Consider the following 15,866-nt stretch of genomic DNA (forward strand, 5'->3'; position numbering starts at 1 on the left):
GGCCGCTCCCCGCCGGGCCGATGCCGCCCGGTCGGGGGTCGCCCGGTCGGGGGTCGCCGCTAGCGTCGCACCATGGCCGACACCGTCTCCCCCGCCCTCGCCCGCCGCGTGGCCCTCGCGGCGCAGGGGCTCGGCCGGCCTCATCCGGCCGCGGCGGGCACGCGACGCCTGGCCACGGAGATCCGGCGCCTCGGGCTGCTGCAGATCGACTCCGTCAACGTCTTCGAGCGCAGCCACCACCTGCCGATGCTCGCCCGGGTAGGGCCCTACGACCGGGCCGCGCTCGACCGGATGCTCTTCGGCGGCGGCGGCGCGTACACCGAGTACTGGGCGCACCAGGCGGCAGTGCTGCCCGTCGACGACCTGCCGTTGTTCGCGTGGCGGATGGAGGCGGAGCTGGCCCGGCGGACGCGCCCCGGCTCGTGGGCATCCGAGCACCTGCCGCTGATCGCCGAGGTGCGGGCCGAGCTCGCCCGCACCGGTCCGGTGCCCGCGAGCGCGATCGAGCACGAGTCCAACGTCCGCAGGGGTCCGTGGTGGGGCTGGTCGGACGTGAAGCGCGCGCTCGAGGCGATGTTCGCGTGGGGCGAGATCGCGAGCGCCGGACGGCGCGGGTTCGAGCGGGTCTACGGGCTCGCGGAGGACGTGCTGCCCGCCGATGTCCTCGCGCGCGCGGTGCCCGAGGAGGACGCCGTGCGCGAGCTCGTGCGCCGCGCCGCCGTCGCGCACGGCATCGGGACGGCCGCCGACCTCGGCGACTACCACCGCCTGTCCCGCGCCGCGACCGACCGCGCGCTCCGCGACCTCGCCGACGCGGGCGAGGTGCTGCCGGTCACCGTGCCCGGCTGGGAGGGGCGCGGGAAGCCGCTGCCCGTGTGGCTGCACCGGGACGCGCGGCTGCCCCGGCGGATCCGCGGCGAGGCCCTGCTCTCCCCCTTCGACCCCGTCGTGTGGTTCCGCGAGCGGGCGCTCCGCCTCTTCGACCTGCACTACCGGATCGAGATCTACACGCCGGCGGCGCGGCGCGTGCACGGCTACTACGTGCTGCCGGTGCTGGTGGACGACGAGATCGTCGCCCGGGTGGACCTCAAGAGCGACCGGCAGGCGGGCGTGCTGCGCGTGCAGGCTTCGTGGATCGAGGGGCGGCACGATCCCGCGACGGTCGCCGAGCGCATCGCGCCGCTCGTCGAGCGGGCCGCCGCGTGGCAGGGGCTCGACGGCGTCGGGGTCGTCGACCGCGGCACGCTCGCCGCCTCGCTGCGAGCGCACCTGCCCGCTGTCGCTGCCGCCTCGGAGGAGACGCCGTGACCGACTCCCCCATGACCCATGCGCTCGGCCGGATCGACGTCATCACCCTGGAGGACGCTCCGGCCCTCAGCCGCGACGTGCCGCTCGACATCGAGGCGGTGCAGGCGGCCTGGCCGGCCTTCGAGGCGGGCTTCGACTCCCTGCGCGGACGACGGATGATGGGCCTCGTGCTCGCCGCGGATCACGTGTACCGCATGGCGTCGGTCCGGCTCGAGCGCGACGGAGTGGCCCCCGCGGACCTGGACGAGACGGTCGTCCCCGGCGGCCCCTACCTCCGGCTGAGGCTGCGCGGGAGTGCCCCGGAGATCTACGAGGACATCGGGCCCGCCTTCGACGTGCTGTTCGGCCTGGCGGACCACGACCCGGATCGTCCCCACATCGAGCGGTACCGCCGGGCGGGCGAGATCGACTGCCTCGTGCCGATCCGCTCCACGAGCCAGCCGGCGGCGTGAGGCGCCGCCGCTAGAACTGGACGCGGGGCGGCTCGGCGATGGACGCGAGGCTCGAGACCTCGTAGAAGTCCCGCTCGCCGAAGCCCAGCCCGCGCACGAAGAGCGTGTTCGGGAACTGCGTGATCTTGGTGTTGAGCTCGCGCACGCCGCCGTTGTAGAAGCGGCGCGACGCCTGGATCCGGTCCTCGGTGTCCACGAGCTCGCCCTGCAGCTGCAGGAAGGTCTGGCTGGTCTGCAGCTGCGGGTACGCCTCGGCGACCGCGAACAGCGACTTCATCGCGCCCTGCAGGTGCTCCTCAGCGGTGCTCGCCTCCGCGGGGCTCGCGGCGCTGATCGTCTCGGTGCGCGCGGAGGCCACCTTCTCGAACACCTTCTGCTCGTGGTTCGCGTAGCCCTTGACCGACTCGATGATGGTCGGCAGCAGGTCCGCGCGCCTCTTCAGCTGCACCGTGATGTCGCTCCACGCCTCGTCCACGCGGACGTTCAGGGTGACGAGGGCGTTGTACGTGGCCCAGAGGTAGATGCCGACGAGAACTGCCAGGAGCACGACGACTCCGAGCGCGATCCACAATTCCATGCTCAGGATCCTACGCGCGGGGCTGGGGAGGACCCGGGGGATCCGGGGCCCGCGCACCCGTTCTGGGGGCGTCTCCAGGCCCCGCGCCCGGACCCGGCGTCAGCCGCGCTCGCGCAGGGTGTCGCGGAGGAAGCGATAGGAGGAGCGGGGAGTGCGGTCGCCGGAGCGCGGATCCACGTGGACGAGGCCGCGCGGATGCGCACGGCCCGCCTCCCACTCGAACCCGTCGAGGAGGCTTCCCGCGATGACGGCCTCGAGCCGCACGCCCTCGGCCGCACCGCCCGGCGCGACGGCGGCGAGCGCCTGCACGACGTGGTCGGAGATCGCGTGGGCGCGGCGTGGATCCCGGCGGGAGCCGTCGCGGTCGTCCACCTGCACCGGATGCGCGGCGTCGAGGCCCGAGAGCACGACGGGCGGCAGGGCGTCGCCGTAGCGCGCGCGGAGGTCGGCGAGCACGACGGGCACGAGGTCGGGCGCGACGGGGTGGCCGTCGAGGGAGACGGGGTGGTCGGTCCAGGGCAGCTCGGCGAACGGGATCGCGGTGGATCCGGCGACGAGGCGCGGCACCGCGGCCACGCGGATCGGGTCGGCGAGCGCGACGCCGTAGTGGTCGAGCGGCTGGCCGATGACGCGGAGGTCGGCCGGGTCCACGCGCCCGAGCCGCTCGAAGGCCTCGGCGTGCGGCCCGGCGAGGTCCGGGTAGCGGCCGAGGAGCACGGCGTCGGCGAAGAGGTCCTGGTGCAGGGCGCGCGCGACCACGGCGGCGGCGCGGTCGTCGTCGTCCGCGGATGCGGCCTCGACCACGCGGTGCGCGTCGACGATGCCGACGCGGGCCGTGGAGCTCGCGCCGCGGATGGCCTCGACGGCGCGTCCGTGGGCGAGCAGCTGGTGGTGCACGGTGGGGAGCGCGTCGAGCGCGAGGCGGGATCCGGGCGCGTGCGTGCCGGTGACGTGGCCGGCCATCGTCGTGAGCGCGGGCGTCCGGAGCGTGACCCAGTCGGGCACGCGGTCGGCGAGCGCCTCCGCGGCGAGGTACGCGAGGTCGCCGAAGCGGAGCGCGGTGTCGCGGTGGAGCCATCCGCCGCGATCCTGCAGCTCGACGGGCAGGTCGTGGTCGTGCAGGGCGACCCGCGGGCGGATCCCCGCGGCCAGCAGCGCGTCGACCAGCTCGTCGTAGAACGCGATGCCCTCGCGGCGGAGGCCCCCTCGCGCCTCGGGCTGGAGCCTGGACCACGAGAGGGAGATGGAGAGGACGTCGACGCCGAGCTCGGTCGCGAGCGCGACGTCCTCCCGGTACCTCTCCATGTGCCGGGCGCCGCGCTCCGGGTCGCTGCCGTCGGCCACCGTGCCGGGCCGTCGGGCGAAGGCGTCCCACACGGACTCGGTGCGGCCGCCCTCGTGCGCGCGGCCCTCGACCTTGGTCGCGCTCGTGCTCACCCCGATGCGCGGGCCGCCCGCGAGCAGACCCGCCAGCTCGGTCGGCGTCGGGCGGTCGGGGGCGGCGTCGCGAGGGGTCACCTGAGCCAGTATCGGGCACCGACGACGCACACCCCGCGCACCGGCGCCGGGCACGCGGCGCACAGGTTCCCGTACCACTTCCGTCACGGTCGGTGCGTGCGGTTGACACGCCCGGATGCACCCGCCTGAATGGACGCACGGTGCAGCAACTGGCGAGGAACGAGGATCGTCCGTCCACGGGGGGTGGAGCGGGCGGTGTCCGTCGATCCCGGCAGCGGCTCGCCCGCACGGCCTCGGTGCTCCTGCTGCTCGCGGCGCTCACCGCCGGCGGCACGGTCGCCGCCTCCGCCGCCACCGACACCCCGACCCCCACGCCGAGCCCGGTCCCGTCGGGCGCGCCGGCACCCGCCCCGACGGTGCAGACGCCGGCCTTCTCGACCGACGGCGCCATCGCGGTCACCGGCACCCGGCCCGCGGGCGCCGACGTGCAGGTCACCATCGCGAGCGTGCCCGCCGCCGTCACGCTCCCGTCCTCCACCACCTGGCGCGCGACCGCGACCGGCGTCCCGGACGGGCAGAGCCAGGTGCGCGTCACCGCGGGAGGGCAGGAAGCCGCCGCCACCGCGTCCGTCCTGCGTGCCCCCGGCGTCAACAGCTTCTCGGTCGTGACCACCGGGCTCGTCAGCGGCACCGGCTACCCGGGTGCGATCGTCGACGCGCGCTCGGGATCCGCCGTCTGCCGCGCCACCGTGGGCGCCTCGAGCACGTGGGCCTGCCTCCTCGCCCCGCCGCCGCCCTCCGGCACCGGCGTCCCGGTCACCGCGACGCAGACCACGCCGTGGAGCTCGGGCACGCCCGCCGTCGGACGCGGTACGGGCAGCTTCGACACGACCGCCCCCGGCGCCGCGGTCATCACGGCCCCCGCGGCCGGAGCGACGGTCGAGGCCACGGGGATCACGATCTCCGGAACCTCCGACGAGGACGGCACCCTGGTGCGCGCCTACCTGTCGGGCTACGGCGACGCCGCGTGCCAGGCGCAGGTCGCCGGTGGTCGCTGGTCGTGCACGACCGGCACGCTGCCGCCGGGGCCGCTCGGGATCACGGCGACGGTCACGGATCCGCTCGGCAACATCAGCACGCTGGCAGCCGAGGTCGACGTCACGGTCGCGACTCCCTCCTCCTCGCCCACCCCGGGCGCGACCACGCCTCCCGCGACCCCCATGCCCGAGGCCACCAGCTCGCCCGAGGGCACGCAGGCGGCTCCCGCGCCCGGATCCGGTTCCGGTTCCGGCGGCGAGGGCGGCGGCGGGGCGACCGGCACCGCGCCCGGACCGGACGGCGCGCCCGGTTCCGGATCCGCGCCCGCGGCAGCCGCACCCGGCACCTGGAACGCGCCCACGCGCTTCGGCACCTCCCTCCAGCCGCTGCCCGCGGCGTTCACCGACGGGCGCGGCCTCCTCCCGCTCCTCCTCGCGCTCGGCGCCGTGCTGCTCGTCACCCTCCCCGCCCTCCTCCTCCGCGGGGCGCTCGTCGCGCGCTTCGGCGGCCGCCACCGCGCGGCCGAGGACGTGACGCCGCTGCGGATCGTGCCCCGCGGCGACGCCGGCGCCCTCACGACCCGGGCCGCGGCCGCCGCCTTCACGGACTCGGCCGCGACGACCGGCCAGCTGCGCATCGTGCCGGGGCGGCTCGACTCCGCGCCCATCCCCGTGCCCGCGCGCCGGGAGCCCGCGCCGACGCTCCTCGGAGCCCGACCCGCCCGCGAGCCCGGCCGCGCCGGCCGCTGGAGCGCCGCCGCGGCGGCCCTCGCCCTCGCTGCCGCGCTGGCCGCGCTCTCGCTGCCCGTGGGATCCGACCCCAACGCCGTCCGCCTCTTCCTCGCCGCCCTCGTGGGCCTCGCCGTCGTCAACGGCGTCGGCGTGGTCGCCGTCGCCGCGGTGGCCGGCCGCGTCGGCGCCGGACCCGCCCGCGTGCGCGCCGTGCCCGCCCTCCTCGTCCTCTCGGCGACAGCCGTGCTCGCGTCGCGGGCGTTCGGGCTGGCCCCGCCCATCGTCATCGGCCAGGTCCTCGGCATCGTCGCCGACGACCGCGACGACCGGTCACGCGCTCGCCTCGCGCTCGTGCAGTCGGGATCGCTCGCGACGCTGGGCCTCCTGGCCTGGATCCTCTACGGCTTCGTCCCCGCCGACGGCGCCATGTGGCCGCAGCTGGCGAACGAGCTGCTGAGCGTGGTCACGCTCGCCTCCCTCAGCTCCGCCGCCCTCGCGCTCGCGCCCGTGTCCCTCGTGCTCGGCCGCTCGCTCCTGCTGCGCTCCCTGCCGCTCTGGGCCGTCGTCAGCGTCGCCGTGCTCACGCTCGCGTTCGCCGCCGTCGCCACGACCGCGAGCGGGGTGCCTGCCGAGGTCTGGATCACCGCCCTCGTCGTCGCCGGGGCGTTCGCCGCGGTGAGCGTCGCCGTGTGGCTCTGGATCCGCGTGGTCGAGCCCTCGCTCCAGCGCCTGTAGCACCCGTCCCCCGCCGCTGTACCGCTGCCGCGCCGCACCTGGTGCGGATCGTCGGCCGGGGCCACACTGGATCCGTCGCCGGCTCCGGCGGCCTCGACCCGGCCCGCGCGGCCCCGACGGCAGGAGTCCAGCATGAGCACATCGAGCACGTCCCTCTGGGCGGCGCTCACGCGGCGGAAGCCGGTGGAGACGATCGAGGCGGAGCCCGGCGCGGCCGGGGAGGAGGGCGGCCTCACCCGCTCGCTGGGCCTCTGGCAGCTCACCGCGATCGGCGTGGGCGGCATCATCGGCACCGGCATCTTCACGCTCGCGGGCACCGTCGCGAACCAGACCGCCGGCCCCGCGGTCCTCATCTCCTTCCTCATCGCGGGCATCGCGAGCGCGGCTGCCGCCCTCTCCTACGCGGAGTTCGCCGGCATGATCCCCAAGGCCGGATCCGCGTACACGTACGGCTACGCGGCGCTCGGCGAGATCGTCGGCTGGTTCATCGGCTGGGACCTGCTGCTGGAGTACACCGCCATCGTCGGCGTGGTCGCCATCGGCGTCTCCGGCTACGCGGGCTTCCTCCTCGACCAGTTCGGCGTCGACCTCCCCGCCTGGATGCTCGGCGCCGCCGGCACGGGCGACGGCCACGTGGTCGACCTCTTCGCCGTGATCCTCTGCCTCGGCACCGCGTTCGTCCTCACCCGCGGCATGAAGAGCGTCGGCCGCTTCGAGCTCTACCTCGTGGGCCTCAAGGTGACGCTCGTGCTCGTGATCGTCGTCATCGGCTTCACGCAGATCACCGGCGCCAACTACCAGCCGTACTTCCCGTTCGGCGCGGCCGGCGTCTTCACGGGCGCCGCCACCGTCTTCTTCGCGGTGTTCGGCTACGACGCCATGAGCACCGCGGCCGAGGAGTCTAAGGACGCGACCAAGCACATGCCGAAGGCGATCCTGCTGTCGCTCGCGATCGCGATGGTGCTCTACGTGCTCGCGACCATCGTCCTCACGGGCATGCAGAAGTACAGCGACATCAACCCGGAGAGCGGCTTCGCGACCGCGTTCGAGTCGGTGGGCCTGCCCGCGGTGGCGAACGTGGTGGCGGTCGGCGCGATCGTCAGCGTCGTCACCGTGATGCTCACGTTCATGCTCGGGGCGTCCCGGGTGTGGTTCTCGATGAGCCGTGACGGCCTGCTGCCGAAGTGGTTCGCGGTGACCGACCGGAAGCGCAACGTGCCGACGCGGGTGACGTGGATCATCGGCATCGGCTCGGCCCTGTTCGCGGGCTTCCTGCCCATCACGGTGGTGGCGGAGCTGACGAACATCGGGATCCTGCTCGCGTTCGTGGTGGTGTGCGCGGCCGTGATCGTGCTGCGCTACAAGCGGCCGGAGATCCCGCGGGCGTTCCGGCTGCCGGCCATGCCCGTCGTGCCGATCATCGGCATCGGCTTCTCGCTGTGGCTCGTGTCGTCGCTGCCGTGGGAGACGTGGGTGCGGTTCGCGGTGTGGCTCGTCATCGGCCTCGTGATCTACCTCACCTACTCGCGCCGCAACTCGGTGCTCGCGCCGGACAGCCCGCGCAACCGGCGCTGACCGGTCGGTCCCCGACGGGATCCGCCCGCGCGACGAAAGGGGCGCCGCCCACCTCGCGAGGTGGGCGGCGCCCCTGCTGCATGTCCCCTGCTGGCTAGTTCGCGCCGCTGGTGTTGATGCCGCCGTTGACGCCGTTCGGGAAGAACCCGCCGCGGGTCACGGCCTTGTTGTTCAGGTACACGATGTTGAGGACCTGACCCGTGGTGCGGCTGAACGCGATGCTGTTGGCATCGGTCGGCACGAGGTTCGCGCCGCCCGAGATCGTGATGCCCTGGTCGAGGTCCGTGGACCCGTCGAGGGAGTCGCGGGCGTTCGAGATCGCGTTCGTGGGAGCCGCGAGGCCCTTCGCGAACAGCGACGTGCGGATGATGCCCGCGTGGTACGCCTCGACCGCGAGGATGCCGGCGGCCGCCTCGAGGTACGTCTTGTTCGTGATGAGCGGCGCGGCGCCCTTGTAGGCGGTGACTCCGACGTCCTCGAACACGAACGACGCGAGCAGGAAGTTCTCGTCGCTCGCGAACGCGTCGAACTTCTCACCCGCCTTGATGAGGCCGGCGGCCTGGGCGGCCGCGGAGAACGCCGCGTCCAGGTTGATCGCGGGACGCGCGACCTTCGCCGAGCCGAGCGCGGACCGCAGGAACTTGACGTGCGCCTTCTCGTCCTGCGCGATCTCGCGGGCGTACTGGCGGATGGCGTTGTCCTTGAACTGGACCTGGCGTCCACCCGTGACCGCGCCCGGCGTGCCGACGCCGGAGATGTCGTTCGGGACGAGGCCCGCGCCCGTGGAGGCGCGGAGGTAGAACTCGGCCTCGAGGTACTCGAGGTTGAGCGCGAAGTTGAGGACGGCGGCGTCCGTGACGGCTCCCGCGTCGGCCTCGGCCTGGGCGTCGGCGGCCTGGGCACCGGTCGCGGGGATCAGGGCCGCGGCGCCGACGCCGAGTCCCGCGATGCCCGCGGCGCTGAAGAAGCGACGACGGTCGAGCGGCGACTGCGCGCTCTTGTCGATGGCCTGGGTGATGAACTTCTTGTCGAACATGGCTGAGCTCCCTTGATCGGCGCGTCCGTATCCCAGATACCGAGCGCGTGGTGGTTCGAACGCTAAACGGGTGGTTGGCATCCGGATAGGGGCGCGACGCACTGTTTCGCCGGATGTCACGAACCCTTCGGAACGCGGCTCTCCGCGGATTGGCCCGAGGGCGCGCGGATCTCCGGGACGCGGATCAGGTCGGGATGACCTTGAACAGGAACTTGCGCTTGACCATGAACCAGATCACCGCGAGCACGAGGGTGTGGATAGCTGTCCCCTGCCAGAAATTGGACCTGTCGAGGAACGGCAGGCTGCCCACCAGCAGCACGAAGAACACGTGGACGATGAACACGTAGAGGCTCGCGGATCCGAGCGGCGTGTAGAACCAGCCGAACGCGCGGTCCACGGGCTTCCACACGCGGGTGAGGAACGTGTACGCGACCACGAGCATCAGCGCGAGGTCGATGAGGCGGCCGGGCTGGAGGAACGTGCGCTGGTACATGGACTCGTACAGCGACGAGTAGAGGCCGTCGGGCACGCCGGGGATCGCGACGCCGAACGTGTGCCCGGCCCAGAGGACCGCGAGCCCGCCCGTGTAGGCGACCAGCAGGATCGTCACGAGCACTCGACCCACCCGACCAGTGAGGGCGCGCGTGATCTGCCTGCGGTAGTAGCCGATCACCATGCCGTTGAGGAACGCGACCTGCCAGGTGAGCAGCGGGAACACGTCCTCGAACATGGACGGCAGCACGCGGATGTCGAACTGCGCGTTGAGCACGTACGCGGTCCAGCTGACGATGAGCACGACCCACCACATGCGGCGGCGGAGCAGCCACACGATCGCGGGGACGAGGAGGGTCAGCACCACGAACAGGCCCATGATGTTGAACACCCACGGGCCCATGCGGATCAGCAGCAGGTCGCGGATCGCGTACCAGGGCGGCGGGTAGTCGAGCAGGCGCGCGCCGTTCGGGTAGAGGTCGTAGACCTGCCCGGTGGTGGCCTTGCCGTCGGCGCCCGTTCCGCGGTCCGTGAACGTGGTGATCACGTCGGTGTTCAGGAACGGCACGAAGGTGAGGGCGAAGACGATGACGACCACCGCGATCGCCACGATGTACTGCTTCAGCGCGCGCCGGAGGATGGAGACGAGCGCCTTCACCTCGCCGAACTTCTTCACCGCCAGCGGGTAGACCATGCCGAGCACGAGGCCGGAGAGCAGCACGAACATCTCCGCGCCCGTGATGGCGCCGATCGCGTTGATGCTGACGAAGGAGTACGGGCTCGCCACCTCGATGTGGGTGACGACCACGACGACGATGATCCAGCCGCGGAAGAGGTCGAGGCGGCGGTCGCGAGGCGAGTTCTCGTCGGGGTAGCGCCAGCCGGGCTTGAGCCGGCCGATGGGCCCGGAGATCACGAACAGCAGGAGCAGCACGACCGCGCAGAGCACGATCCAGCCCATCTGCTCGTCCTCGGGCGATCCCGGGTCGCGGTACTGCGCGGTCGCGATGTTGGCGCGCTCCTGGTCGAAGACCTGCGTGACGGCGCCGAGGGTGGCGGTCGCCGGATCCAGGTGCGCGAGCAGGGCGGACGCGATGGCAGGAGCCCCCGTTGCGCGCCAGTCGATGACGGCGCCGTCGGCCTCCGCCTCCGTGCGCTGGACCTCGCGCCACACCACCATGCCGATGCCGGGGTGGGCGGCCCGGATGTCGGCCGAGAGCACCTGGTCCCACCACGCGCTCTTGATCTCGATCTCGCTCGCGCCGTCGGTGCGGGCCGGGTCGTAGAGGGCGCCCGTCTCGATGACGGCGGGCTTGCCGGTGCCCTCGATCCATTCGGCCGCGAAGTCGCGCCCCGCGCCGCCCTGGTCCGCGTACCCGTACTCGCCGGCGAGCTCGCGCGCGAACTTGCCGTCCTCGGGCACCACGTTCTTGCCGAACTCCTGCTGCGGGATCACCTCGCTCCCCAGGTAGTCCCTCGTGGGCTGCCCGACGGTGAAGTCCTGCTCGGAGCCGAAGTGGGACGCGGACAGGCCGACCCAGTCGACGGCCTCGTCGCCCGGGTAGTAGGGCCGGTACGCGTCGTCGTCCACGTCGACGCGGCCGTTGCCGTCGGTGTCGAGCTCCGCGATGGACCGGGTGCCGGACGCGTCCGTGAGGCCGTCGGCGGATCCGAACGGGTAGCCGGCTGCGTACGCGGGCGACCACACGGTGACGGCGCCCGCGTCGGACGCGTGCACGGCGTCGGCGACCTGGCGGAAGGCCGCGATGTACGCGGTCGGCTGCTGGCCCCAGGGGGTCCACGAGCCGTTCATCTCGGGGGCGAACCGCACAAGCGCGCGAGAGTCGTAGCGCTCGCGCAGCGCCTCGAGCCGACCCATGAGGGCGGTCGCGTCCGCCGCCGTCAGGTCGGCGAGCGGCTTCGTCGGCTCGAGCGTGAGGAAGAGGAGCGATCCCTGCTGCGCGGCCTGCTGCGCGAACTGGTCGAGGTAGGTGACGTCGTCGGATCCGAGCGGGTAGCGCACCGACTGGCCGAGCACCGCGGGGGTCGCCCCCAGGCGGTCGGCGTAGCTCTGCGCGTCGTCGGCCGTCCAGTCGATGATGCCGCCGAACCACGGCGCGGCGGGCGCCCGGGTGAGGTCGACCTCGTCCGCGGGTGCCGCGGGCGCGGCCGCCCGGGGCGATCCAACCTGTGGCGCGGCAGGCGCCGCGGGCACGGCGAGCGCCGCCGTCGCCGGGACGACCGCGATCGCGAGCGCCACCATGGCGGCGGCCCAGCCGCCGATCCGTCCCCGCGTGCGCCCGCCCCCGCGTGCACGCATCCCCCCGCCGCGCATCAGCCGCGCAGCCTGACCAGCCGCCATCGGTTGCTGCCGTCGGTGCGCTCGTAGGTGAGGTCGTCGAGGACCGCCTGCGCGAGCGCCAGCCCGCGGCCGCTCTCGCTGAGGTCGTCGGGCATGGACACGCGCGTGAGGTCGACGACGGCGGGCTTCCCGTCGTCCTCGAACAGCGCGACGATGCGGTCGTGCTGGCAGATCACGGTCATGGTGAACGTCACGGGGTACCCCGCGCGCTCCCCCACCGCGACGCCGTGCTCGACCACGTTGCCCGCGATCTCCACCACGGCGGTCTCGAACAGCATCCGCTCCTCGTCGCTCACGTCGGACGCCTGGTCCCAGACCGCGGCGATCACCGCGTGCACGGCGCCGAGGCTCTCGTCGACGGCGGGCAGGGTGACGTTGGCGCGCACCGGCGGCGCGTGGTGCGTCATGCCCTCATCGGTCACGGAACACGCCCTCGGGCGACTCGTGCACCGTGAGCACGCGGTTGAGGTTCGTGAGCTCGAGCACCGCCTTCACCTGCGCGTTGGGGCGCGCGAGCCGGAGGTCGCCGCCCGCCTGGCGGGCGCGCTTGAGGCCCGAGACGAGGCTGCCGAGGCCGGAGGAGTCCATGAAGTCGGTGCTGCCGAGGTCCACCACGACGAAGGGCCGTCCGCCGTCGATGACCTCGGTGATGATGGCGGTGAGCTGGCGGGCGGAGACCATGTTGAGGCGGCCGGTCGGCGTGACGACGCTCACATGCGTGCCCTGCTCGTTGACTGCGATGTCGATCATGCGTCCTCCTTGGCCGGCGTGAAGCCCCGGTAGCGGGCCGCACGGATGATGATGCTGAAGATCGCCAGGTCGAAGACGACCCAGGCGAGGTTGGTGAACGTGCCGAGCGGCGTCGCCTGCCCGACCCCGAGGCGCAGCAGGCCTATCGCCGACGCGACGATGAGCGCGCCGATGACGTAGAGCTGCGGCTTCACGAGATCCCACCGCGGCTTCCCGCTCGCGGCCCGGACCTTCGGGGTGACCGCGAAGTCGAGGGGCTTGCGGAAGAACACGTTGGCGACGGCGGTGGTGACCGAGGAGATCCACACCGGGAACAGCGCGAGCGAGTACTGCTGGCCGCGCCAGGTGCGCTTGCCGCGGCCGACCACCGCGAACAGGAGCTGGTTCACGAGCAGGAACGGGATCAGGCGGATGAAGAAGTCCGTCGAGATCGCCTGCACCGGGAGCACGCCGAAGACGAGGTAGATGATCGGCGCGGCCACGTAGACGACCGCCGTGAAGCCGGAGAAGTAGCTCCACATCGTGGCGAAGTACATGAGGCGCTGCGGGATGGAGAGCGCCTTCTGCAGCAGCGGGTTCTCGCGGAAGAACACCTGGATCGTGCCCTGCGCCCAGCGGAGGCGCTGCGTGAGCATCGTCGGCAGGTCCTCCGGCGCCAGCCCGTAGGCGAGGACCTCGTCGTGGTACGCCGACTTCCAGCCGAGCCCATGCAGGCGCATGCAGGTGGCCATGTCCTCGGTGACCGAGATGGTGGCCAGCGGCATGATCGACTGCGCGTCGTCGTCGCGGTGCACGTCGATGTCGCGGACGATCGCGCGCACGGCGTCGAGCGCCCCGAGCGGCGACCAGTCGCGCTGCGCGAGGCGCGTCATGGCGCTCTCGTCGACGAGCGAGACCGCGTCGCGCTCGGCGGAGTGGCGACCGGCCAGCGCGGCGATCTCGGCGAGGTCGGCGTTCAGGGCGGCCATGTCGTCCTGCACCATGCGGGCGGCGATGGAGTCCACGCGCTTCTGGAAGCGGTAGGTCACGTCCGCCAGCGCCTGACCTCGGCGGAGCTCGGCACGGGCGCGGCGCACGTCGTAGGCGACGTCGTCGAGGGCCTTGCGCAGCTCCTGCTGGTCGGGCTCGAGCTCCTCGCGGGCCTTGTCGATCACGTCGCCCGCCGTCCGGAGCGCGCGGAACACGGTGATCTCGATGTCCGTCACGTAGCGCGAGACGCCGAGGAGCATGAGGGCCTCGCGGCGGAGGATCGCGTTGGATCCGCAGAAGAACGCCGCGTTCCAGCCGTCCTTGCCCTGCTGGATGGGGCCGTAGAACAGCGGCGCCTGGCTGCCGAGCGGATCCGAGTCGGGCACGTTCACGAACACCTGCGGCGTCTGCACGAGCGCCATGCGCCGGTCGTCGAAGTAGCCGAGGGTCTTGTCGAGGATCTCCGGCGTGGGCACCTGGTCGGCGTCGAGGATGAGCATGAACTCGCCCTCGGTCGTGAGCAGCGCGTTGTTGAGGTTGCCGGCCTTCGCGTGGCGGGCGCGGCCCGACCAGTCGGCCGAGCGGGTGATCCAGCCGATGCCCTCCGCCTCCGCCAGGTCGCGGAGCTCGGTGCGGTTGCCGTCGTCGAGCACCCACGTCTTGTGCGGGTAGGTGATGCGCTGGGCGGCGCGCGCCGTCTCCATCACGAGGTCGAGCGGCTCGTTGAACGTCGCGATGAACACGTCGACCGTGAGGCCCGGCTGCGGAGCGGGCGGCTTGGGCCGGTCGCGGGCCCGCCACATCGTGAGCCCGAACAGCAGCGAGTCGATGAGGCTGTACGTCTCCGCGAGCACGAGCGGGATCGCGATCCAGAGCGCCTCGGTGTTCACCGAGAACAGCAGCCGCCAGATGATGTAGTTCAGGCCGAGGATCGCCGTCACCACGGCGAGGAGGCGGATGAACGCGAAGCGCAGCGGCGACCTGCCCGTGGTCGGTGCGCGGTGCGTCGAGCGGCTCACGCGCGGCTCACGGCGAGCACGGTCACGTCGTCGAGCGGCGCGCCGGCGGAGGCGAGGATGCGGACCCGCTCGACGAGCGCGTGCACGCCGCCTGCCTCGGCCACGAGGCGGCCGATGGCCTCGAACGCGGGATCGCTGCCGCCGAACATGTCGAAGAGGCCGTCGCTGAAGGTGACCAGCGTGTCGCCGTGGTCGAGCGTCAGGCGCAGCTCCGCCCAGCTGTGCTCCGGGTCGATGCCCACGGGCAGGTCCCCCGTGCGCAGGTGCGTGACGCGGCCGTCCGCGTGCACCACGATCGTGAGCCCGTGACCCGCGTCGGCGTAGCGCACCAGGCCGGTGCCGGTGTCGATGTGGCCGTGCTGCAGCGTGACGAATGCGCCGGTGCGCGTGAGATCGCCCTCGAGCGATCGCGCGGCCTCCGTCACGAGGACCCCGGTGTCCCCCAGCGCGCCCGCGCCGAAGCGGTCGGCGGTGCCGGCCAGGCCGCGCAGGGTCGCGCGCACGGTGGCGGTGAGGATGGCGGCGCCGGTCCCCTTGCCCATCACGTCGGCGATGGCGAAGCGGAGGCCCGTGGGCGTGCGCTCGTAGTCGAAGAAGTCGCCGCCGACCATCTGCGCCGGGATGCACACCGCCGCGAGCTCGTAGCCGGGCAGCTCGACCTCCGCGACGGGCAGCAGGGCGGCCTGCACGGCCTGCGCGCGATCCATCTCCGCGCTCGTGGCCAGCTCCCGCTGCGCCCAGTCGGCGAGCTCGGCGAGGAGCGCCAGCTGCCCCTGGTCGAGGCTGCGGGGCCGGACGTCGTAGAGGCAGAGCGTCCCGATGATGGCGCCCTCGCTGTCGCGCAACGGGTGGCCCGCGTAGAAGCGCACGTGCGGCGGTCCCGCGACAGAGGGCAGGTGACGGAACGCCGGATCCGCGGCGGCGTCCTCGACGACGAGCACGCGGTCCTCGCGGATGGTGGTGTCGCAGAACGCGCTCGTGATCGGTATCTCCGTCATCTCGAGACCGGTGCGCGATGCGAACCAGATGCGTTCCCGGTCCGGGATCCCGATGCTGCACGCCGGCACGTCGAACGCCGTGCGGGCGAGGCGCGTGACACGGTCGAAGCGCTCCTCCGGGGCTCCGTCGAGCAGCCCCAGGGCCTCGACGGCGCGCTGCGACGCGGTCGCCCGCGCGTCCTCGATCAGACTCATCCCCGCCCCCTCGCCGATGTGGGCCCCCGCCCACGGCACCCGGGATCGCCGGGCGCGCTCAGCTTACGTGCCCGGATCCATAGGGGACGTACTAAGTGGCGCTACGCGGATGACCTCGGTAGTCGTCCCAGTGGTCGCGGAGGGGCTGCTAGCTTCGGGAGCGGACCGGGG

Annotated in this window: 12 protein-coding genes; 4 read left to right on the forward strand and 8 right to left on the reverse strand. The window is 73.0% G+C overall.

Features of this window, described 5'->3' with window-relative positions:
- The first annotated feature begins 72 nt into the window (after positions 1 to 72).
- Positions 73 to 1,308 (forward strand): winged helix-turn-helix domain-containing protein, encoded by a 1,236-nt coding sequence (locus NL142_RS11735; protein ID WP_435079700.1) that lies wholly within the window; start codon positions 73 to 75, stop codon positions 1,306 to 1,308.
- Entirely contained in the window at positions 1,305 to 1,760 is a 456-nt protein-coding gene (locus tag NL142_RS11740; RefSeq protein WP_435079702.1) for an AraC family transcriptional regulator, read from the forward strand. The genes NL142_RS11735 and NL142_RS11740 overlap by 4 nt, the downstream gene beginning before the upstream one ends.
- A 10-nt stretch (positions 1,761 to 1,770) precedes the next feature.
- On the opposite strand, the gene NL142_RS11745 is transcribed toward NL142_RS11740, so the two are convergent.
- Together NL142_RS11745 and NL142_RS11750 are read right to left on the reverse strand one after the other, a co-directional pair.
- Positions 1,771 to 2,337, reverse strand: a complete 567-nt coding sequence (locus NL142_RS11745; protein ID WP_043588635.1) for a LemA family protein — start codon at positions 2,335 to 2,337, stop codon at positions 1,771 to 1,773.
- A 99-nt stretch (positions 2,338 to 2,436) separates the two neighbouring features.
- A complete protein-coding gene (locus tag NL142_RS11750; RefSeq protein WP_435079705.1) occupies positions 2,437 to 3,855 on the reverse strand; it encodes a glycoside hydrolase family 1 protein in 1,419 nt (472 codons plus the stop codon).
- A 236-nt stretch (positions 3,856 to 4,091) separates the two neighbouring features.
- Here NL142_RS11750 and NL142_RS11755 point away from each other — a divergent pair, with 236 nt between their 5' ends.
- Both NL142_RS11755 and NL142_RS11760 read left to right on the forward strand, forming a co-directional pair.
- Entirely contained in the window at positions 4,092 to 6,299 is a 2,208-nt protein-coding gene (locus NL142_RS11755) for a hypothetical protein (protein WP_435079707.1), read from the forward strand.
- Positions 6,300 to 6,431: 132 nt separating this feature from the next.
- On the forward strand, positions 6,432 to 7,874 hold the full coding sequence (locus NL142_RS11760; RefSeq protein ID WP_194684791.1) for an amino acid permease: 1,443 nt from the start codon (positions 6,432 to 6,434) through the stop codon (positions 7,872 to 7,874).
- A 94-nt stretch (positions 7,875 to 7,968) separates the two neighbouring features.
- On the opposite strand, the gene NL142_RS11765 is transcribed toward NL142_RS11760, so the two are convergent.
- The 6 genes from NL142_RS11765 to NL142_RS11790 form a co-directional block, all read right to left on the reverse strand.
- The gene (locus tag NL142_RS11765) at positions 7,969 to 8,910 is read right to left on the reverse strand and encodes a ferritin-like domain-containing protein (protein ID WP_435079709.1); all 942 of its coding nucleotides are present in this window, start codon (positions 8,908 to 8,910) and stop codon (positions 7,969 to 7,971) included.
- 184 nt (positions 8,911 to 9,094) lie between these two features.
- Positions 9,095 to 11,665, reverse strand: coding sequence for an OpgC domain-containing protein (opgC, locus tag NL142_RS11770; protein ID WP_435079711.1), 2,571 nt, complete (start codon positions 11,663 to 11,665; stop codon positions 9,095 to 9,097).
- Positions 11,666 to 11,736: 71 nt separating this feature from the next.
- Positions 11,737 to 12,186: an ATP-binding protein gene (locus NL142_RS11775; protein WP_308726761.1), complete on the reverse strand. Its 450-nt coding sequence runs from the start codon at positions 12,184 to 12,186 to the stop codon at positions 11,737 to 11,739.
- Positions 12,176 to 12,514 carry an STAS domain-containing protein gene (locus tag NL142_RS11780; protein ID WP_435079714.1) on the reverse strand — a complete coding sequence of 113 codons (339 nt, stop codon included), beginning with the start codon at positions 12,512 to 12,514 and terminating at the stop codon, positions 12,176 to 12,178. Before NL142_RS11780 ends, NL142_RS11775 begins: the two co-directional genes overlap by 11 nt.
- Complete coding sequence (locus tag NL142_RS11785) at positions 12,511 to 14,502, reverse strand: glycosyltransferase family 2 protein (protein ID WP_435079716.1); 1,992 nt, start codon at positions 14,500 to 14,502, stop codon at positions 12,511 to 12,513. The genes NL142_RS11780 and NL142_RS11785 overlap by 4 nt, the downstream gene beginning before the upstream one ends.
- Positions 14,499 to 15,695: a PP2C family protein-serine/threonine phosphatase gene (locus NL142_RS11790; RefSeq protein ID WP_435079718.1), complete on the reverse strand. Its 1,197-nt coding sequence runs from the start codon at positions 15,693 to 15,695 to the stop codon at positions 14,499 to 14,501. The genes NL142_RS11785 and NL142_RS11790 overlap by 4 nt, the downstream gene beginning before the upstream one ends.
- Between the last annotated feature and the right edge of the window lie 171 nt (positions 15,696 to 15,866).

The sequence above is a fragment of the Clavibacter quasicaliforniensis genome (assembly GCF_051201715.1).
Lineage (GTDB): Bacteria > Actinomycetota > Actinomycetes > Actinomycetales > Microbacteriaceae > Clavibacter > Clavibacter seminis.